General features: G+C 57.2%; 14 protein-coding genes and 1 tRNA gene. 1 reads left to right on the forward strand and 14 read right to left on the reverse strand.

The features are described from left to right. Window positions 1-272 precede the first annotated feature (272 nt). The 4 genes from tuf to rpsL form a co-directional block, all read right to left on the reverse strand. Window positions 273-1448 (reverse strand): elongation factor Tu, encoded by a 1176-nt coding sequence (tuf, locus tag ABM428_RS13615; RefSeq protein WP_005849852.1) that lies wholly within the window; start codon window positions 1446-1448, stop codon window positions 273-275. Window positions 1449-1552: 104 nt separating this feature from the next. Beyond that, entirely contained in the window at window positions 1553-3679 is a 2127-nt protein-coding gene (fusA, locus tag ABM428_RS13620) for an elongation factor G (RefSeq protein ID WP_037941636.1), read from the reverse strand. Between the two features lie 83 nt (window positions 3680-3762). After that, the gene (rpsG, locus tag ABM428_RS13625) at window positions 3763-4233 is read right to left on the reverse strand and encodes a 30S ribosomal protein S7 (protein ID WP_005849857.1); all 471 of its coding nucleotides are present in this window, start codon (window positions 4231-4233) and stop codon (window positions 3763-3765) included. 176 nt (window positions 4234-4409) lie between these two features. Continuing rightward, window positions 4410-4781 carry a 30S ribosomal protein S12 gene (gene rpsL, locus ABM428_RS13630; protein WP_005849863.1) on the reverse strand — a complete coding sequence of 124 codons (372 nt, stop codon included), beginning with the start codon at window positions 4779-4781 and terminating at the stop codon, window positions 4410-4412. A gap of 404 nt (window positions 4782-5185) precedes the next feature. Here rpsL and ABM428_RS13635 point away from each other — a divergent pair, with 404 nt between their 5' ends. Continuing rightward, on the forward strand, window positions 5186-5992 hold the full coding sequence (locus tag ABM428_RS13635; protein WP_353628012.1) for a putative rhamnosyl transferase: 807 nt from the start codon (window positions 5186-5188) through the stop codon (window positions 5990-5992). Here ABM428_RS13635 and ABM428_RS13640 read toward each other — a convergent pair. The 10 genes from ABM428_RS13640 to ABM428_RS13685 form a co-directional block, all read right to left on the reverse strand. Beyond that, on the reverse strand, window positions 5989-6867 hold the full coding sequence (locus ABM428_RS13640) for a DMT family transporter (protein ID WP_037941634.1): 879 nt from the start codon (window positions 6865-6867) through the stop codon (window positions 5989-5991). The two genes, ABM428_RS13635 and ABM428_RS13640, sit on opposite strands and share 4 nt — an antisense overlap. A 167-nt stretch (window positions 6868-7034) precedes the next feature. Then, window positions 7035-11282 carry a DNA-directed RNA polymerase subunit beta' gene (rpoC, locus tag ABM428_RS13645; protein ID WP_289084199.1) on the reverse strand — a complete coding sequence of 1416 codons (4248 nt, stop codon included), beginning with the start codon at window positions 11280-11282 and terminating at the stop codon, window positions 7035-7037. Between the two features lie 94 nt (window positions 11283-11376). After that, on the reverse strand, window positions 11377-15513 hold the full coding sequence (rpoB, locus tag ABM428_RS13650) for a DNA-directed RNA polymerase subunit beta (protein WP_005849870.1): 4137 nt from the start codon (window positions 15511-15513) through the stop codon (window positions 11377-11379). A gap of 284 nt (window positions 15514-15797) precedes the next feature. After that, entirely contained in the window at window positions 15798-16169 is a 372-nt protein-coding gene (rplL, locus tag ABM428_RS13655) for a 50S ribosomal protein L7/L12 (RefSeq protein ID WP_005849872.1), read from the reverse strand. 75 nt (window positions 16170-16244) lie between these two features. Beyond that, window positions 16245-16760, reverse strand: a complete 516-nt coding sequence (rplJ, locus tag ABM428_RS13660; RefSeq protein ID WP_037941629.1) for a 50S ribosomal protein L10 — start codon at window positions 16758-16760, stop codon at window positions 16245-16247. 398 nt (window positions 16761-17158) lie between these two features. Then, on the reverse strand, window positions 17159-17857 hold the full coding sequence (gene rplA, locus ABM428_RS13665; RefSeq protein WP_005849875.1) for a 50S ribosomal protein L1: 699 nt from the start codon (window positions 17855-17857) through the stop codon (window positions 17159-17161). Window position 17858: 1 nt separating this feature from the next. Next, window positions 17859-18284: a 50S ribosomal protein L11 gene (gene rplK, locus ABM428_RS13670; RefSeq protein WP_005849876.1), complete on the reverse strand. Its 426-nt coding sequence runs from the start codon at window positions 18282-18284 to the stop codon at window positions 17859-17861. 159 nt (window positions 18285-18443) lie between these two features. Next, window positions 18444-18977: a transcription termination/antitermination protein NusG gene (gene nusG / locus ABM428_RS13675; protein ID WP_005849878.1), complete on the reverse strand. Its 534-nt coding sequence runs from the start codon at window positions 18975-18977 to the stop codon at window positions 18444-18446. A gap of 205 nt (window positions 18978-19182) precedes the next feature. Continuing rightward, window positions 19183-19380, reverse strand: coding sequence for a preprotein translocase subunit SecE (gene secE / locus ABM428_RS13680; RefSeq protein WP_005849880.1), 198 nt, complete (start codon window positions 19378-19380; stop codon window positions 19183-19185). A gap of 130 nt (window positions 19381-19510) precedes the next feature. Continuing rightward, window positions 19511-19586: transfer RNA gene (locus tag ABM428_RS13685), tRNA-Trp, on the reverse strand. Between the last annotated feature and the right edge of the window lie 97 nt (window positions 19587-19683).

Here is a 19683-nt window from a genome sequence, read left to right on the forward strand (position 1 = left end):
TCATCACGGCCCTTCATTGCGTTTTGTCGTAAATCAAACGGGGCGCGTAAAAACGCACCCCGCTGAGACTTGCGCTCTATAGGTCGAGTCGCGCCATGTGGCAAGGGGGGAATCCGAGGTTTCGCTCAAATCCGCCCAGTGCGACAGCAATCATCGGTCAAAGCGGTAGTGTCACAGCCAGCACCGCCCGCCCCCAAGCCACGAAAAAGGCCGCCCCGATTGGGAGCGGCCTTCGCGTTAATGCCGGTGCGCGGGGTGACCCGCGGGTTGGCTTACTCGGTGATTTTGGAAACCACGCCCGCGCCAACGGTACGACCGCCTTCGCGGATCGCGAAGCGCAGACCGTCTTCCATCGCGATGGGGGCGATCAGCTCCACGTCGAACTGCAGGTTGTCGCCAGGCATAACCATTTCAGTGCCTTCTGGCAGCTGAACGGTACCTGTAACGTCTGTGGTCCGGAAGTAGAACTGTGGACGGTAGTTCGCGAAGAACGGCGTGTGACGGCCACCCTCTTCTTTGGTGAGGATATAGGCTTCGGCTGTGAACTTGGTGTGCGGCTTAACCGAACCTGGCTTACACAGAACCTGACCACGCTCAACGCCTTCACGGTCGATACCGCGCAGCAGGGCGCCGATGTTGTCGCCAGCTTCCCCACGGTCCAGCAGTTTGCGGAACATTTCAACGCCGGTACATGTGGTTTTCTTGGTGTCGCGGATGCCAACGATTTCGATTTCGTCACCAACGTTGATCACGCCACGCTCAACACGGCCGGTCACAACTGTACCACGACCGGAGATCGAGAAGACGTCTTCCACAGGCATCAGGAACGGCTGGTCAACAGCGCGCTCTGGTGTCGGGATGTAGTTGTCGACTTCTTCCATCAGCTTGCGGATGGAGTTCTCGCCGATGTTCTCGTCACGGCCTTCCATCGCCGCCAGAGCGGAACCGGGGATCACAGGGATGTCGTCGCCTGGGTAGTCGTAGGAAGACAGCAGTTCGCGGATTTCCATTTCAACCAGTTCCAGCAGCTCTTCATCGTCCACCTGGTCTACTTTGTTCATGTAGACAACCATGGCGGGGATGCCGACCTGACGGCCCAGCAGAATGTGCTCGCGGGTCTGTGGCATGGGGCCATCAGCTGCGTTCACAACCAGGATCGCGCCGTCCATCTGCGCCGCACCGGTGATCATGTTTTTCACATAGTCAGCGTGGCCTGGGCAGTCGACGTGGGCGTAGTGACGGCCTTCGGTCTCATACTCAACGTGTGCGGTCGAGATGGTGATGCCGCGTGCTTTTTCTTCGGGCGCGCCGTCAATCTGGTCATAGGCGCGGAAGTCGCCGAAGTACTTGGTGATCGCCGCGGTCAACGTGGTTTTGCCGTGGTCAACGTGACCAATGGTACCGATGTTAACGTGTGGTTTATTACGTTCAAACTTTGCCTTAGCCATGGTGGCCTCCTTGGTTTTCAAATTGGGCGGTGGGTTGAACACCCACCCTACGGTTTGGGTAGGGCGGGGTTATCCCCGCCGTCCCAGTTATTGCAACGCGCCAGTTACGCGAATTTCGCTTGGATCTCGTCAGAGATGTTCTGCGGAACAGGTTCGTAGTGCGAGAACTGCATGGTGAAGTTCGCACGACCCGACGACATCGAACGCAGCGTGTTGATGTAGCCGAACATGTTGGCCAGCGGCACCTGTGCGTCGATCGCGATTGCGTTCCCGCGTGTGTCCTGACCCTGAACCTGACCGCGACGCGATGTCAGATCGCCGATGATCCCGCCTGTGTAATCCTCAGGAGTGATAACTTCGACTTTCATGATCGGTTCGAGCAGTTTCGCACCCGCTTTGCGCATGCCTTCGCGCATACCCATACGGGCCGCGATTTCAAACGCCAGAACGCTAGAGTCAACGTCGTGGAATTTACCGTCGATCAGAGCAACCTTGAAGTCGATGACCGGGAAGCCCGCCAAAGGACCGGAGTCCATGACCGAGTTGATCCCTTTTTCGACGCCCGGGATGTATTCTTTCGGAACGGCACCACCAACGATGCGGCTCTCGAAGGAATAGCCTTCGCCTGGCTCGGTTGGCATCAGGATCATCTTCACCTCAGCGAACTGACCGGAACCACCGGACTGTTTCTTGTGGGTATAGGTGATTTCTGCTTCGCGCGAGATGGTCTCGCGGTAGGCAACCTGAGGCGCACCGATGTTCGCTTCAACTTTGAATTCACGACGCAGACGGTCCACCAGAATGTCGAGGTGAAGTTCGCCCATGCCCTTCATGATGGTCTGGCCGGATTCCAGATCCGTTTCAACGCGGAAGGAGGGGTCTTCTGCAGCCAGACGCGCCAGACCGGTGGACATCTTCTCTTGGTCAGCCTTGGTTTTAGGCTCAACCGCGATTTCGATAACCGGATCGGGGAAGGTCATTGTTTCAAGAACAACAGGATCGTTGACGGCGCAAAGCGTGTCACCGGTTGTTGTGTCTTTCAGACCTGCCAGCGCGATGATGTCGCCCGCGAACGCTTCTTGAATTTCTTCACGATCGTTGGAGTGCATCATCATCATACGACCGACGCGCTCTTTCTTACCTTTGGTGGAGTTCAAGAGCGTGTCGCCCTTGTTCAGCACACCGGAGTAGATGCGGGTAAAGGTCAGCGAGCCAACAAAGGGGTCGTTCATGATTTTGAACGCCAGACCGGAGAACGCCATGTCGTCATCCGCACGGCGTGGGATGTTACGTGTCTCTGTCTCGTCGCCTGGTTTGAAGCCCATGTAGTCAACAACGTCCATCGGGGATGGCAGATAGTCGATTACAGCGTTCAACAGAGGCTGAACACCTTTGTTTTTGAACGCGGAGCCGCAGAGTACGGGGATGAACTTGATCGCCAGTGTCCCTTTACGGATCAGACCGCGCAGGGTGTCGACGTCAGGCTCTGCGCCGTCCATCAGGTAGTTTTCCATGGCTTCGTCATCCATCTCGACCGCAGTCTCGATCAGATGCGCGCGCCATTCGTCGGCCAGGTCTTTCAACTCGGCACGGATTTCGCGTTGTTCCCAGCTCGCGCCAAGATCTTCACCGGCCCAGACCCATTCTTTCATGGTGACCAGATCGATCATGCCTTCCAGCTCGGTTTCGGCACCGATCGGAATTTGGATCGGCGCAGGTGTCGCACCGGTACGGTCTTTGATCATCTTCACGCAGTTGAAGAAGTCAGCGCCGATTTTGTCCATTTTGTTGACGAAAACGATGCGCGGAACCTTGTAGCGGTCCGCTTGGCGCCAAACGGTTTCGGTCTGGGGCTCAACACCGGCGTTGGCGTCAAGAACAGCAACGGCGCCGTCAAGAACGGCCAGCGAACGTTCAACTTCGATGGTGAAGTCAACGTGGCCGGGGGTGTCGATGATGTTCATCCGGTACTTGGTGTCGGATGTCGCGTCGGCTGTTGGCTCTTCCTGGCGCTGCCAGAAAGTTGTCGTCGCAGCGGAGGTAATTGTAATACCGCGTTCCTGCTCCTGCTCCATCCAGTCCATCGTGGCGGCACCGTCGTGCACTTCGCCGATGTTGTGGGACTTACCAGTGTAAAACAGGATCCGTTCGGAGCAGGTTGTTTTGCCTGCGTCGATGTGGGCCATGATGCCGAAATTGCGGTAGCGTGAGAGCGGATAGTCGCGTGCCATTGGGCTGCTTCCTCGAATATATCTGAAACGGATAAATCGCGCCCCGGGGTGGGACGCGACGGGAACGGCTTATGCCGCCCGAATTACCAGCGGTAGTGGCTGAACGCTTTGTTCGCGTCGGCCATCTTGTGGGTGTCTTCGCGCTTCTTAACAGCAGTACCGCGCGATTGAACAGCGTCCAGAAGCTCACCGGCAAGGCGCTCTTCCATGGTGTTCTCGTTGCGGGCGCGGGACGCTTTGATCAACCAGCGGATCGCCAGTGCTTCGCGACGCTCGGGGCGCACTTCGACAGGAACCTGATAGGTGGCACCACCAACGCGGCGCGAACGCACTTCGACGGACGGCTTGATGTTGTCCAGCGCTTCGTGGAAGACTTCGATGGGCGCGCGTTTGATTTTGTCTTCAACACGGTTCATCGCGTTGTAAACGATACGCTCCGCAACCGACTTCTTACCGTCGATCATCAGGTTGTTCATGAATTTGGTGAGAACCAGATCACCGTACTTGGCGTCTGGCAGTACTTCGCGTTTTTCAGCGGCGTGACGACGTGACATTTAAAGCTCCTAATTGTCAGTTGCCGAGGCAGGTTTGGTCCAGTGCGTCTGGTGCATATTGCACCCCGATCGTCCGGCGCTCAGTCTTACTCGGCTCACTCCCTTACGGGAAAACATGGCGGGCGGCGGGATCCGGCATCGTGTATCTGCGATGCGCGCCCCCAAACCGACCCAAATTACTTTGGCTTCTTTGCACCATATTTGGAGCGACGCTGCTTACGGTCTTTAACGCCTTGCGTATCGAGAACACCGCGCAGGATGTGGTAGCGCACACCGGGAAGGTCTTTTACACGGCCGCCGCGGATCAGAACAACGGAGTGTTCTTGCAGGTTGTGCGATTCACCCGGGATGTAGCTGATGACTTCGAAACCGTTGGTCAGGCGCACTTTGGCAACCTTACGCATGGCCGAGTTCGGCTTCTTAGGTGTGGTAGTGTAAACACGTGTACAAACGCCGCGCTTTTGCGGGCATTCTTGCAGGTGCATGGATTTCGAACGTTTGATTTTAGGCTGGCGCGGTTTGCGGATCAGCTGTTGGATCGTTGGCATTCCGGTTTTATCCCCGTTTAGCTCACATAAGTGGTGCAGCGGGGCGGACCCCAGTGCGGTTTCAAATTCGGTCACTTCGCACGTCCACGAAGCCTATCTTTCGCCCTACACCACTGGCGCAAAGCAAAATCACCGCAGCGTTCCCGTACCGAGGAAAACGAAGCGGTGGGGTAACAGAGGATCGAGTCAGCAGTAGACCGGATCGTGACCACAGTAGATATGATGTCGGCAAAGCAGGGCGACCCCCGCATCCGAGATAAGGGGCGTATAGGCAGAGTCGTCCACGCTGTCAACAGCCCCCGCCCCCAAGCCGCCCATGGCACGCCAAACGGGTATTCCGCCTTGCAAGATACCCCGGCTACCGCGCATATTTATGCCACATTATTCGGACAGGGCGGATCACGATGCAGGTACTTGGGCTATGCCGCTTTTCCTATCCGGCGCTTGGCGGGTTTCAGGTCGGGCATGAAACCACCGCTGATCGTATCGCCTACCTTTATGATCCCGCGCGGCTTGAGGAAAGGTTCCGCCTGTTCGAAACCGTCGCCCTGCCCTGCCTGAGGGCGCAAACAGACCCCGATTTCGAAATGATCGTGCTGGTCGGCGATCGCTTTCCCCCTGTCCATCTGGAACGGCTCACGGCCCTGCTCGCCCCCCTGCCCCAAGCGCGGATTGTGGTAGAGCCGCCGCGCCCTCACCGCGAGGTGATGAAAGAGATTCTGAACAAGGCCCGTCACGCGCGCTCTGAACCCTGTGTGCAATTCCGCTTTGATGACGACGACGCGATTGCGGTCGATTTCGTGGCCAAGCTGCGTAAAGCTGTTGATGACGCCGCCCCGCTCCTGGTCCAGCACAAATCCGTCGCGCTTGACTGGAACAAGGGCTACGTGGCCGAGTTCGGCGCGGATGGTATCGCGGCGACCCCGTCGTTCCGGCCGTTCTACACCGCGGCCTTGGCAATGTTCGTGAACGCGGGGTGTCCGCTTACGATCATGAACTTTGCCCATGACAAGCTGCCCCGCTTCATGCCTGCGCTGAGCTTTCCCGACCCTGCAATGTATGTCCGCGGCCACAATGGATTTAACGATTCACGCCAAAAGAATGCACGGGCGGTCGACCTATCCCCCCTCAGCACCGAGGAAGAGATCCTGTTCAAGGACCGCTTTGCCATCGACATCGACACTGTGCGCCGCGTCTTTGCCAAAGGTTAAAGCGGCGGCAACGGGCGGGTGGTGATGCGTTCGCGGTAGAGCGTGAACAGCCCCGTCGCAGCGACGATAGATGCCCCAGCGAGCGTTGACGGCACCGGCCAGTCGCCGAACACCAACCATCCGAGAATAAGCGCCCAGATCAGCCCCGTATAGCGGAACGGCGCGATGAACGATACGTCGCCCACCCGCATCGTCTGCACGCTGAAATAATACCCCATCAGCACAAAGACCGCGGCCGCCGTAATGGCGATCCAATGCGCGGAAGAGACCGGAGCCCACGGCGTGGTGAACTGCGCGAAGGTCGAAAACCCCGTCACGGCCAGCACAGCGGCGAAGGTCACGGTCATCGACGGCACCTCTTTCGACAGGCGGCGGGTGCTGAGGTCGCGCACGGTGACAAAGAACACCGCGATCAGCGCGTAGATCGACCAGATGTTGAATCCGTCCGTGCCCGGTTTGACGATCAGCATCACGCCGAAGAACCCCACAAGGATCGCAGAGAAGCGCCGCCAGCCGACCTTTTCGCGATAGACCAGCGCCGCGCCCAAAGTCACCGTCAGCGGCAGGGATTGCAGAATGGCGCTGAGGTTCGCCAAGGGCATATTGAACAAGGCGGTCACGAAGAAAAAGCTCGCCCCGACTTCGGCACCAGACCGGATTGCGACCAGTTTCCAATCGCGCCGGCTAAGACGCAGGTGCATCGGGCCGAGCCGCCCCCATAGCATCACGATCAACGAGATAGAGATCACACCGCGCAAGAACAGCAGCTGGAACAAGGGCACCGCCCCGCCGGTCGTCTTGGTCATCGTGTCGTTCAACACAAAGGCCGCCATGGAGCCCATCATGAAAAGTGCTCCGGCAAGGTTTGGCGACATCGGGTGGCTTTCCGTTTGTTAGGTTGGCTTATCATTGGCGCAAGCCGCAGTGGAAAACCAGCCCACCTGCGCAAATTTTCGACGCTATTTCATCCCCCCGCCCTACAACGAAAAACCCCCGCCGAGAGATCGGCGGGGGCTCTGTTCGTCAGCTATCAAGCCTAGGCTTAGCTGCGGCTTTCGTCGTCGCTGGGAACGTTGTCGAAGACATCGCCACCAACAACATCGTCGGCTGTAGGCTCTGGCGCGGCCAGACGTGCTGCGGCTTCGGCTTCTTCGCGACGGGCCTCGATGACCACGTTGTCACGATCCGTCGCAACCTTGCGCATCTGCTGCGTTGCACCACCGGTACCGGCTGGGATCAGACGACCCACGATGACGTTCTCTTTCAGGCCAACCAGCTTGTCGCGCTTACCCTGAACCGATGCTTCGGTCAGAACGCGTGTGGTTTCCTGGAAGGACGCCGCCGAGATGAAGCTGCGGGTTTGCAGCGACGCCTTGGTGATCCCCAGCAGGATCGGTTCGCCCTGCGCAGGACGCCCGCCTTTGGACAGCGCTTTGGCACAGGCCTGGTCGAACTCTTGCTTGTCGACGTGTTCGCCTTTCAACAGGGTGGTATCACCGCTGTCCTGGACTTCCCACTTCTGCAACATCTGACGCACGATCACTTCGATATGCTTATCGTTGATCTTAACGCCCTGCAGACGATAAACATCCTGCACTTCGTCGATCATGTAGTCAGCCAGCGCTTCGACACCCATAATCGCGAGGATGTCATGCGGCGCAGGGTTGCCGTCCATGATGTAGTCGCCCTTCTGGACAAAGTCACCTTCCGCAACGGGAATGTGCTTACCCTTAGGCACCATGTATTCGACCTTGTGATCCGGATCCTCGGACGACTCGATCGAGATACGACGCTTGTTTTTGTAGTCCTTGCCGTAGCGGACGTAGCCGTCGATCTCGGCGATGATCGCGTGGTCTTTGGGGCGACGTGCCTCAAAGAGTTCCGCAACACGTGGCAGACCACCGGTAATATCCTTGGTCTTGGCACCTTCACGCGGGATACGCGCGACGATGTCACCGGCCTTGATTTCAGTCTGGTCCTCAACGGACAGAATGGCATCAACGGACATTGGGTAGGTCACCGGGTTGCCCGCATCGTTGCGGACCGGCTCGCCATCGGCATCCACCAGAATGATTTCAGGCTTCAGCTCATTGCCTTTGGGTGCTGCACGCCAGTCGATCACGATCTTCTGTGTCATACCGGTTGCATCATCGGTTTCATCCTTGACCGCGATCCCCGACGTCAGGTCGACGAACTTGGTCATACCGGATTTCTCCGCGATGATCGGCAGCGTGTAGGGGTCCCATTCGAACAGCTTGTCGCCGCGCAGGATCGACTGACCCTCCTTGACGAACAGCTTGGTCCCGTAGCCAACCTTGTGGCTGGCACGCTCGTCGCCGTTATCATCAACGATGGCAAGCTTCATGTTCCGGCCCATTACCATGATCTCGCCTGCGGCGTTCTCAAGGGTTTGAGCGTTCTCGAACACAACCTTACCGGACTGCGATGCCTCGAGGAAGGACTGCTGGCCACCCTGCGCAACACCACCAATGTGGAATGTACGCATGGTCAGCTGCGTGCCGGGTTCACCGATCGACTGAGCAGCGATAATGCCGACAGCTTCACCTTGGTTCACCAGCGTACCGCGTGCAAGGTCACGACCATAGCACATGGCGCAGACGCCCTCTTCGGCCTCACAGGTCAGCGGGCTGCGGATCCGTGCGGATTGAACAGCCGCTTCATCGATGATGTCAGCCAGACGTTCGTCGATCACAGTCTGCGCAGGCACCAACACTTCGTCGGTCCCGGGGCGCAGGATGTCATCCGCCGCAACGCGACCCAGCAAACGTTCCGCCAGCGAAGAGACAACCTCACCATCATTCACAGCCGCTTCGGCCGTGATCGCGGTTTCGGTGCCACAGTCATGCATACGCACGATACAGTCCTGTGCCACGTCCACCAGACGACGGGTCAGGTAACCCGAGTTCGCTGTTTTCAAAGCGGTATCCGACAGACCCTTACGGGCACCGTGGGTGGAGTTAAAGTACTCCAGAACGGTCAGACCTTCTTTAAAGTTCGAGATAATCGGAGTCTCGATGATGTCGCCGTTCGGCTTCGCCATCAGACCGCGCATCCCGCCCAGCTGTTTCATCTGTGTGACCGAGCCACGCGCACCGGAGTGCGCCATCATGTAGACCGAGTTCGGCTCCATCACCGCGCCGTTATCGTTGCGACGTTCGGCCGAAATGGCCCCCATCATCGCGTCGGTGACCTTGTCGTTACACTTGGACCAGGCGTCGACGACTTTGTTGTACTTTTCGCCCTGAGTGATCAGGCCGTCCATGTACTGCTGTTCAAAGTCTTTAACCTGCTCGCGCGTTTCGTCCACCAAGGTCCACTTGGTTTCCGGGATCAGCATGTCGTCCTTGCCGAAGGAAATGCCGGCACGGAAAGCTTCACGGAAGCCCATGGTCATGATCTGGTCACAGAAGATAACGGATTCTTTCTGACCACAGTAGCGGTAGACCGTATCGATGACCTGCTGCACTTCTTTCTTACGCAGCAGACGGTTCACCAGATCGAACGGCGCTTTGGCGTTCAGCGGCAGCAGCGCGCCAAGGCGGATACGGCCCGGCGTGGTGTCGTAACGCTTCATCACCTCGTTGCCTTCGGCATCGATCTGTTTGATCCGCGCCTTGATCTTGGAGTGCAGGTGGATCGCACCGGCACCAAGCGCGTGCTCGACTTCCTCGACAGAGCCGAACACCATGCCTTCGCCCGGCATGCCTTCGCGTTCCAGGGTCGTGTAGTACAGACCCAAGATCATATCCTGCGACGGAACAATGATCGGCGCGCCGTTTGCAGGCGACAGAACGTTGTTCGTCGACATCATCAGGACGCGTGCTTCCAGCTGTGCTTCCAGCGAAAGCGGCACGTGCACAGCCATTTGGTCGCCGTCAAAGTCAGCGTTAAAGGCGGAACAGACCAGCGGGTGAAGCTGGATCGCTTTACCTTCGATCAGAACCGGCTCGAACGCCTGAATGCCCAAACGGTGCAAGGTAGGCGCACGGTTCAGCATGACAGGGTGTTCGCGGATCACTTCGTCGAGGATGTCCCACACTTCGGGACGCTCTTTTTCCACCAACTTCTTAGCTTGCTTCACAGTGGAAGACAGACCTTTGGCTTCAAGACGCGAATAGATGAACGGCTTGAACAGCTCGAGCGCCATCTTCTTGGGCAGACCGCACTGGTGCAGCTTCAGCTCGGGGCCGGTCACAATGACCGAACGACCGGAGAAGTCGACGCGCTTACCCAAAAGGTTCTGACGGAAGCGACCTTGCTTACCTTTCAGCATGTCGGACAGCGACTTCAGAGGGCGCTTGTTGGCACCAGTGATGACGCGGCCGCGACGGCCGTTGTCGAACAAGGCATCGACGGATTCCTGCAACATCCGCTTTTCGTTGCGGACGATGATGTCAGGCGCGCGCAGTTCGATCAGACGCTTCAAGCGGTTGTTCCGGTTGATCACGCGGCGATACAGGTCGTTCAGATCCGACGTCGCGAAACGGCCACCGTCCAGCGGCACCAGCGGGCGCAGCTCTGGCGGGATCACCGGAATGACGGTCATGATCATCCACTCGGGCCGGTTGCCGGACTCGAGGAAGGATTCAACGACTTTCAGACGCTTGATGATCTTCTTGGGCTTCAGTTCGCCGGTCGCCTCTTTCAGATCGGCACGCAGCTGGTCTGCTTCGGCTTCCAGATCGATGGCGGCCAGCATTTCGCGGATCGCTTCGGCACCGATATTGGCGGTGAACGCGTCCATGCCATAGGCATCCTGCGCGTCCATATACTCTTCCTCGGTCATCATCTGACCATAGGTGAGGTCCGTCAGACCGGGTTCGATCACAACGTAGTTTTCAAAGTAAAGAACACGTTCCAGGTCGCGCAGGGTCATATCCAGCATCAGGCCGATGCGCGATGGCAGCGACTTGAGGAACCAGATGTGCGCAACAGGCGACGCCAGCTCGATGTGGCCCATACGCTCGCGACGGACCTTTTGCAGCGTGACTTCGACGCCACATTTCTCGCAGACAACGCCGCGATACTTCATGCGCTTATATTTACCGCACAGGCATTCGTAGTCTTTGATCGGGCCAAAGATACGCGCGCAGAACAGGCCGTCACGCTCTGGTTTGAACGTCCGGTAGTTGATGGTTTCTGGTTTCTTGATTTCACCGAACGACCACGACAGGATCCGCTCTGGCGATGCCAGAGAGACCTTGATTTCGTCGAACGTCTTCATCGGCGCGACGGGGTTGAACGGGTTGTTTGTCAGTTCCTGGTTCATCTTAAATCCTTAGATAAGTCTCGAAAGCGGAGGGAGAGAGGTGTTTCCTGCTTCAGGAAACGGTCCGGGGTTTATGAAAACCCCGGCGCGTGCCTCACTCGTCTTCCTCCGCATCCAGGAGTTCCATGTTCAGGCCAAGACCGCGTACCTCTTTCACAAGTACGTTGAACGATTCCGGAATACCGGCTTCGAAGTTGTCTTCGCCTTTGACGATGCTTTCATAGACCTTGGTCCGTCCGGCCACGTCATCCGATTTCACAGTCAGCATCTCCTGCAGGGTGTATGCAGCGCCGTAAGCTTCCAGAGCCCAGACCTCCATCTCACCGAAGCGCTGACCACCGAACTGCGCTTTACCGCCCAATGGCTGCTGGGTGACCAGCGAGTATGGACCAGTTGAACGCGCGTGGATTTTATCGTCCACAAGGTGGTGCAGTTTCAGCAGGTATTTCACGCCGACGGTCACCGGACGCGCAAACTGCTCGCCCGTGCGGCCGTCAAACAGTACCGACTGACCGGAGCTGTCGAAACCGGCCCGTGTCAGGCTGTCGTTCACATCCGCTTCCTTGGCACCATCGAAAACCGGCGTGGCGATTGGGACACCGCGCGCGACGTTCTTGGCGGCGTCCAGCAATGTTTCCTCGTCCATACCCGAGATGCCTTCTTCGTAGACATCGTCGCCATAGGCGTGGTGCATTGCTTCGCGCACAGGTGTCAGATCGCCGGAGCGTTTGTATTCCTGCAGCGCCTCGTCGATGTTGATGCCCAGGCCACGTGCGGCCCAACCCATGTGGGTTTCAAGGATCTGACCGACGTTCATACGCGACGGAACACCCAGCGGGTTCAAACAGAAGTCAACCGGCGTACCATCCGCGAGGAACGGCATGTCTTCCATCGGTACAACCTTGGAAATAACACCTTTGTTGCCGTGACGACCGGCCATCTTATCGCCCGGTTGCAGCTTGCGCTTCACCGCGACGAAAACCTTGACCATCTTCATCACGCCCGGGGGCAGATCGTCACCACGACGGACTTTTTCGACTTTGTCCTCGAAACGTGCATCCAAGGTCCGTTTCTGGATCTCGTACTGCTCGTTCAGGGCCTCGACGATCTTGGCATCATCTTCGTCGGCCAAAGCCAACTGCCACCACTGACCGCGCGACAAGGATGCCAGCAGGTCTTCGGTGATTTCAGAGTTTGCCTTGACGCCTTTCGGGCCTTTGACAGCCGTCTTGCCGATGATCATCGACTGCAGACGCGCGTAGATGTTGCGGTCAAGAATGCCAAGTTCGTCGTCCCGGTCACGGGCCAGACGTTCGACTTCTTCACGTTCGATCTGCAGCGCACGTTCGTCTTTTTCAACGCCGTGACGGTTGAACACGCGGACTTCAACAACGGTACCGAAATCACCGGGCTTCACACGCAGCGACGTATCGCGCACGTCCGAGGCTTTCTCACCAAAGATGGCGCGCAGCAGTTTTTCTTCTGGCGTCATCGGGCTTTCGCCCTTGGGAGTGATCTTGCCGACGAGAATGTCACCGGGTTCAACATCCGCACCGATGTACACGATGCCCGCCTCGTCGAGGTTGCGCAGCGCTTCTTCACCGACGTTCGGAATATCGCGTGTGATTTCCTCTGGCCCCAGCTTTGTGTCACGGGCGGCGACTTCGAATTCCTCGATGTGGATCGAGGTAAACACGTCGTCACGCGATACACGTTCAGAGATCAGGATGGAGTCTTCGTAGTTGTAGCCGTTCCAGGGCATGAACGCGACGACCACGTTCTTACCAAGCGCCAGTTCACCCATGTCGGTCGATGGACCGTCCGCGATAACCTGACCCTTTTGAACCGTCTCGCCCACTTTCACCAGCGGACGCTGGTTGATGCAGGTGTTCTGGTTCGAACGCTGGAACTTGCGCATGCGGTAGATGTCTACGCCCGCGTCGCCCAGTTCAAGGTCTTCGGTGGCGCGGATAACGATACGGCTGGCGTCGACTTGGTCGATGATACCACCGCGTTTCGCCATATAGGCAGCACCGGAATCCCGTGCGACGACTTCTTCGATACCCGTGCCCACCAGTGGTGCTTCGGCTTGAAGCAAAGGCACCGCCTGACGTTGCATGTTCGAGCCCATCAAGGCCCTGTTCGCATCGTCGTTTTCAAGGAACGGGATCAAGGACGCAGCGACCGAGACCAACTGTTTTGGCGAAACGTCGATCAGATCGACATTCTCGGAAGGCGACAGCGTGTAGTCACCGGATTTCCGTGTCGACACCAGATCGTTGACGAACTTCATGTTCTCATCAAGGTTCGCGTTCGCCTGCGCCACGGTGTGACGCATTTCTTCGGTCGCGGACATGTACTGCACGTCATCGGAAACAACACCGTTCGTTACTTTACGGTAGGGTGTTTCGATAAAGCCGTATTTGTTGACGCGGGCGAATGTTGCCAACGAGTTGATCAAACCAATGTTCGGACCTTCGGGCGTTTCAATCGGACACATACGGCCGTAGTGGGTCGCGTGAACGTCACGCACCTCAAAGCCGGCACGTTCGCGTGTCAGACCACCTGGCCCAAGCGCGGACAGACGACGCTTGTGCGTCACCTCGGACAGTGGGTTGGTTTGGTCCATGAACTGCGACAGTTGGCTGGAGCCGAAGAATTCACGTACCGCAGCAGCCGCTGGTTTCGCGTTGATCAGGTCTTGTGGCATGACAGTGTCGATCTCGACCGAGGACATACGTTCCTTGATCGCGCGCTCCATACGAAGCAGGCCGACGCGGTACTGGTTTTCCATCAGCTCACCAACGGAGCGTACACGACGGTTCCCAAGGTGGTCGATGTCGTCGATGTCGCCACGGCCGTCACGCAGATCAACCAGCGCCTTGATACAGGCAACGATGTCGTCACGGTCCAGCGTGCGCTGCGTGTCTTCTTTGTCGAGCGCAAGACGCATGTTCATCTTCACGCGGCCAACCGCGGAAAGGTCGTAGCGGTCCGCATCAAAGAACAGCGTGTCGAACAGGTTCGACGCGGCTTCGACTGTGGGCGGCTCGCCCGGGCGCATCACACGGTAGATGTCCATGAGCGCGGTGTCGCGGTTCATGTTCTTATCCGCCGCCATGGTGTTACGCATGTAGGGGCCGACGTTGATGTTGTCGATGTCGAGAAGTGGGATCTCGGTGATGCCCGCGTCGATCAGCTCTTTCGCTGTACCGCCGATGAGCGTGCCGTCTTTGTCGTGCTCGAGCGTCAGCTCGTCGCCCGCTTCGACATAGATCGCGCCGGTTTCTTCGTTGATGATGTCACGCGCGGCGAATTTGCCAGCGATGTGACCGAAGGGCAGCAGCAGTTCTGTCACTTTGCCTTCGTCGATCAACTGCTTCACGGCACGAGGCGTAACCTTCTTGCCCTTCTCGAACAGGATCTCGCCTGTTGCGGCGTCAACCAGATCATACGATGGACGTGTGCCCCGCACACGGTCAGGGAAGAAAGGTGCAACCCAGCCTTCGCCGTCTTTCAGCGTATAGTTCACGGTGTTGTAATACGCGTTCATGATCGCTTCTTGGTCAAGGCCAAGCGCGTAGAGCAGCGTTGTTACAGGCAGCTTACGACGACGGTCGATGCGCGCGAACACGATGTCTTTGGCGTCGAATTCGAAGTCGAGCCACGACCCGCGGTATGGGATGATGCGGCAAGCAAACAGCAGCTTACCCGAAGAGTGGGTTTTGCCTTTGTCGTGGTCAAAGAAAACGCCGGGCGAACGGTGCATCTGGGATACGATAACACGCTCTGTACCGTTCACAACAAAGGTACCGTTTGGCGTCATCAGGGGCATGTCGCCCATGAACACGTCTTGTTCTTTGATGTCTTTTACCGATTTCGCACCGGTGTCCTCATCCACATCAAATACGATGAGGCGCAGCGTCACCTTCAAAGGCGCGCTGTAGGTCATGTCGCGTTGCTGACATTCCTCGACATCGTATTTGGGCTTCTCGAGCTCGTACTTGACGTATTCAAGCACCGACGTCTCGTTGAAGTCCTTGATCGGGAAAACCGACTGGAACACGCCTTGGATGCCGTCACCGTCTGTCGGTGTTTCCGCATCGCCGGAGCGCAGGAACAAATCATAAGAGGATTTCTGAACCTCGATCAGGTTCGGCATCTCCAGCACTTCGCGGATTTTGCCATAGTATTTACGTAGACGTTTCTGGCCAAGGAAGGTTTGCGCCATGTGTCTGTCACCTTTCGTATCTCTTGCCGAGCTCGCCATCACCGGGGCCGTGATGCGCGCCCATAAGAGCGGTAAATCCTGATCAATTCTTGAGGCACGTCCCACCGTACCTCTTCCGACCACTAGGACCTATCCAGAGAAGCATTTCGCGCGAAATACTTTTCAAAACAGATCAGGCTGGACAGGGAATTCCCCGTCCAGCCTTAATTTTTATGGGCTTGCCCAAAGCTTTACAAACTTCGGTCTGCTTTCATCAAGCAAAAACAGCACCCAGATCTAATGGCTTAGGCCAGTTCGATCTCTGCGCCAGCTGCTTCCAGCTTGGCTTTGATGTCTTCGGCTTCGGCTTTGTCGATGCCTTCTTTGATCTTGCCGCCAGCTTCAACCAGATCTTTGGCTTCTTTCAGGCCCAGACCGGTGATGCCGCGAACTTCTTTGATCACGTTGATTTTGGATGCGCCGGCGTTCTTCAGAACGACGTCGAATTCAGTTTTCTCTTCAGCAGCCGCGCCTGCATCGGCAGGGCCAGCCATCATCACTGCGCCGCCAGCTGCGGGCTCGATGCCATACTCGTCTTTGAGGATGGTTTTCAGTTCTTGTGCTTCCAGCAGTGTCAGACCAACGATGTCTTCTGCCAGTTTTTTCAGATCAGCCATGTTTAGCTCTTTCCGTTAACGATATGTGTGTTCCAACGCGAGTGTTCAACCCTGCGCCAGCTTGACGATATTGCTTTACGCAGCCGCCTTGTCCTCGATGGTGGACAAGATGGAAGCGATGTTGCTTGCAGGTGCGCCAATGGCCCCGGCGATGTTGGAAGCAGGTGCGCCCAGCATACCCGCGATGGTGGAGATAAGCTCCTCCCGCGAAGGCATCTTGGACACGGCTTCAACACCGGCGACATCCAGTGCGTTCTCACCCATTGCGCCGCCGAGAATGACAAACTTTTGATTCTCTTTAGCGAATTCCTGAGCGACCTTGGCAGCTGCCACGGGGTCTTCGGAATAGGTCAGAACGGTCATACCCGTCAGGAGATCTGCAATGCTTTCGCATGGCTTTCCGTCTAGGGCAATTTTGGCGAGCCTGTTTTTGGCAACACGCACGGCCCCGCCCGCAGCGCGAGCGCGCGCACGAAGGTCCTGCATATCAGCAACTGTCAGGCCGACGTAGTGGCTTACCACAACGACGCCAGAGCTTTCGAAGATTTGGCCGAGCTCTTCGACCAACTGTTCTTTCTGGGCTCTATCCACAGTTTCACTCCAAATCTGGGGGTTACCCCCCGGCTCAATTAAGTCCGCTTACGCGAACAGTCTTGGTCCATTTTACGGGAATAAGCCAAAATAGCCCCACGCTTACGCGAACGGTAATTCTTGCATCTCCCATCTCAGAAAGGAATTAAGGCTTGCGCCACCCTTCGTCTCGGACAGAAGACTCACCATGCGATGCACAGTGAATCGAGGGCTTCTTAGGGAATGCAGCGCGGAATGCCAAGGGGAAACTCGACTTTCTTGCGCCGAGTTTAGGCTAATCTGTTTCAAACGCCGTCAGACCGGGTTTCTCTGGCCGGTTTGCGCATAAAAAATCCCCGCATCGGATGACCAATGCGGGGATCTGATAGCAGGCGCAGGACTGCGCCTATCGCTGGACCTTACTCGGTTACAGCGTTGTCGACCTCTACAGTCACACCTGGGCCCATTGTGGAGCTCAGCGCGATCTTTTTCATGTAGGCACCCTTGGAGCCGGTAGGCTTGGCTTTGGACACAGCGCCAACAAAGGCACGTACGTTTTCAACCAGCTTGGCTTCGTCGAAGGACAGTTTGCCGATGCCAGCATGCACAACGCCGCCTTTTTCAGCTTTGAACTGAACCTGACCGCCTTTAGCAGCTTCAACAGCTTCTTTGATGTCCATTGTAACTGTGCCGACTTTTGGGTTTGGCATCAGGTTACGTGGGCCGAGAACCTTACCAAGACGACCAACGATGGGCATCATGTCAGGTGTCGCGATGCAGCGATCAAAGTCGATCTTGCCGCCTTGGACAGCTTCCATCAGGTCTTCGGCACCAACGATGTCGGCACCCGCTGCTTGTGCTTCGTCAGCCTTGGGGCCACGGGCGAATACAGCAACGCGAACGGATTTGCCGGTGCCGTTTGGCAGGCCGACAACACCGCGAACCATTTGGTCGGCGTGACGGGGGTCAACACCGAGGTTCATCGCGATTTCGATGGTTTCGTCAAATTTCGCGGTTGCGTTGGCTTTGATCAGTGCGACTGCTTCTTCAACGGTCAGATCTTCTTTGCCTACGAATGCTTCGCGTGCGGCGCGGGTGCGTTTTCCGAGTTTTGCCATCTTACTTAACCTCGATGCCCATGGAGCGGGCAGAGCCCAGAATGATTTTCATCGCGGATTCGACATCCACAGCGCTCAGGTCGGCCATTTTGGCTTCTGCGATTTCGCGCAGTTGCTTGGTGGTCACGGTGCCGACGGTCTCGCGGCTTGGTGTTTTCGCGCCGGAGTTAACCTTGGCAGCTTTCTTCAGGTAGTAGGACGCAGGAGGCGTCTTGATGTCCATGGTGAAGGACTTGTCCTGATAGTAGCTGATCACGGTCGGGCAAGGGGCACCTGGCTCCATGTCCGCTGTCTTGGCGTTGAACGCCTTACAGAATTCCATGATGTTGATCCCGCGCTGACCCAATGCGGGGCCGACGGGTGGGGATGGGTTCGCTTGACCCGCTTTAACTTGCAACTTCATCGTACCGACGAGTTTCTTGGCCATTGGCCTTCTCCTTTTAATGTCGGTGAACTTTCGTTCACCCTATACAACCACATCGCGATGTGGCCGCTTGCTAGCGTGGTGCGGTTGGGCGGCGCGCCGCTATCCCCTCCCACAAACGAACGGTGTTGCCACCGTATAGCGGGTCGCCCCGCCGATCGCTCAGACCTGTTTGTTGACCTGAGTGAATTCCAATTCGACCGGAGTTTCCCGGCCAAAGATCGACACAGACACCTTGAGGCGCTGGTTCTCGTCGTCGACCTCTTCGATCATACCGTCGAAGTCCTCGAACGGGCCGTCCGCCACTTTGACCTTCTCACCCACTTCGAAGTGGATCAGCGTGCGTGGTGCTTCTTCGCCCTCTTGAACGCGGCCCAGGATCGCGGTGACCTCGGCGTCACGCATCGGCATCGGACGGCCCTGCGGGCCCAGGAAACCGGTGACGCGGTTGATCGAGTTGATCAGGTGATACCCGCGATCGGACATCTCCATATGAACCAGCACATAGCCGGGCATAAAGCGACGCTCTGTCGTTACTTTCTTGCCGCGCCGGACCTCGATCACCTCTTCGGTGGGGACCAGCACTTCGTCGATTTGGTCCTCAAGCTCTTGCTCGGCGACCGTGGTGCGGATTTGCTCGGCAATCTTCTTTTCGAAGTTCGACAAAACACTGACCGAATACCATCTTTTCGCCATCTGAACTTGGTCCCTGTCTTGTGATGCAGCAACGGCCACATCTAATTCTCGTAAAAACCAGCCTGTCGCAACATGCCGGCGGTGAACAAAAAATCGGCGCGCAACACGAATCGCCGCACGCCCCTCTTGATCAGGTCTGCGGGATAGCCCGCAATCGCACATGTTTCAAGAGGGCCACGGCGTTTTAAGGTGCCGCGCCCCTGGATCAGCCGAAGGCGGCCAGGATGTACTGCAACCCGCCACGGATGAGGATATCGACGATCGCAAAGAACACCGCTGTCAACGCGGCAAGGATGAACACCATAACCGTGGTGAGCATGACCTCGCGACGGGTGGGCCAGACGACCTTGGATACTTCGGAACGCACTTGCTGGATGAACTGAAGCGGGTTGACTGTGGCCATGTCGGTTTTCCTGTATACGAACGATTGTGGGGATGTATCTGTCAAAAGCGCTGAATTCAAGGCTTCATATCAAGCTCGCCTACTGGCGAAGCTGGTACACCAAAGTGCGCGTTCTCACATGTGTTGAGATTGGCAGGGGCTGAGGGACTCGAACCCACGACCCTCGGTTTTGGAGACCGATGCTCTACCAACTGAGCTAAACCCCTATGCCGAGTGGTGAGGTAGTCGATATTCGCTGGGGGATCAAGGGCAGATAGACGCATTGCGCAGGAATAATGTCGCCCGCCCCCACACAACAAAAAA

The organism is Sulfitobacter sp. TCYB15, assembly GCF_040435955.1.
Classification (GTDB): Bacteria; Pseudomonadota; Alphaproteobacteria; order Rhodobacterales; family Rhodobacteraceae; genus Sulfitobacter; species Sulfitobacter pontiacus.

What these genes read in the sequence shown, in the direction of transcription:
- tuf (WP_005849852.1), bottom strand. Translation starts at nt 1,448, where the DNA reads ATGGCTAAGGCAAAGTTTGAACGTAATAAACCACACGTTAACATCGGT.
- fusA (WP_037941636.1), bottom strand. Translation starts at nt 3,679, where the DNA reads ATGGCACGCGACTATCCGCTCTCACGCTACCGCAATTTCGGCATCATG.
- rpsG (WP_005849857.1), bottom strand. Translation starts at nt 4,233, where the DNA reads ATGTCACGTCGTCACGCCGCTGAAAAACGCGAAGTACTGCCAGACGCC.
- rpsL (WP_005849863.1), bottom strand. Translation starts at nt 4,781, where the DNA reads ATGCCAACGATCCAACAGCTGATCCGCAAACCGCGCCAGCCTAAAATC.
- ABM428_RS13635 (WP_353628012.1), top strand. Translation starts at nt 5,186, where the DNA reads ATGCAGGTACTTGGGCTATGCCGCTTTTCCTATCCGGCGCTTGGCGGG.
- ABM428_RS13640 (WP_037941634.1), bottom strand. Translation starts at nt 6,867, where the DNA reads ATGTCGCCAAACCTTGCCGGAGCACTTTTCATGATGGGCTCCATGGCG.
- rpoC (WP_289084199.1), bottom strand. Translation starts at nt 11,282, where the DNA reads ATGAACCAGGAACTGACAAACAACCCGTTCAACCCCGTCGCGCCGATG.
- rpoB (WP_005849870.1), bottom strand. Translation starts at nt 15,513, where the DNA reads ATGGCGCAAACCTTCCTTGGCCAGAAACGTCTACGTAAATACTATGGC.
- rplL (WP_005849872.1), bottom strand. Translation starts at nt 16,169, where the DNA reads ATGGCTGATCTGAAAAAACTGGCAGAAGACATCGTTGGTCTGACACTG.
- rplA (WP_005849875.1), bottom strand. Translation starts at nt 17,857, where the DNA reads ATGGCAAAACTCGGAAAACGCACCCGCGCCGCACGCGAAGCATTCGTA.
- rplK (WP_005849876.1), bottom strand. Translation starts at nt 18,284, where the DNA reads ATGGCCAAGAAACTCGTCGGTACGATGAAGTTGCAAGTTAAAGCGGGT.
- nusG (WP_005849878.1), bottom strand. Translation starts at nt 18,977, where the DNA reads ATGGCGAAAAGATGGTATTCGGTCAGTGTTTTGTCGAACTTCGAAAAG.
- secE (WP_005849880.1), bottom strand. Translation starts at nt 19,380, where the DNA reads ATGGCCACAGTCAACCCGCTTCAGTTCATCCAGCAAGTGCGTTCCGAA.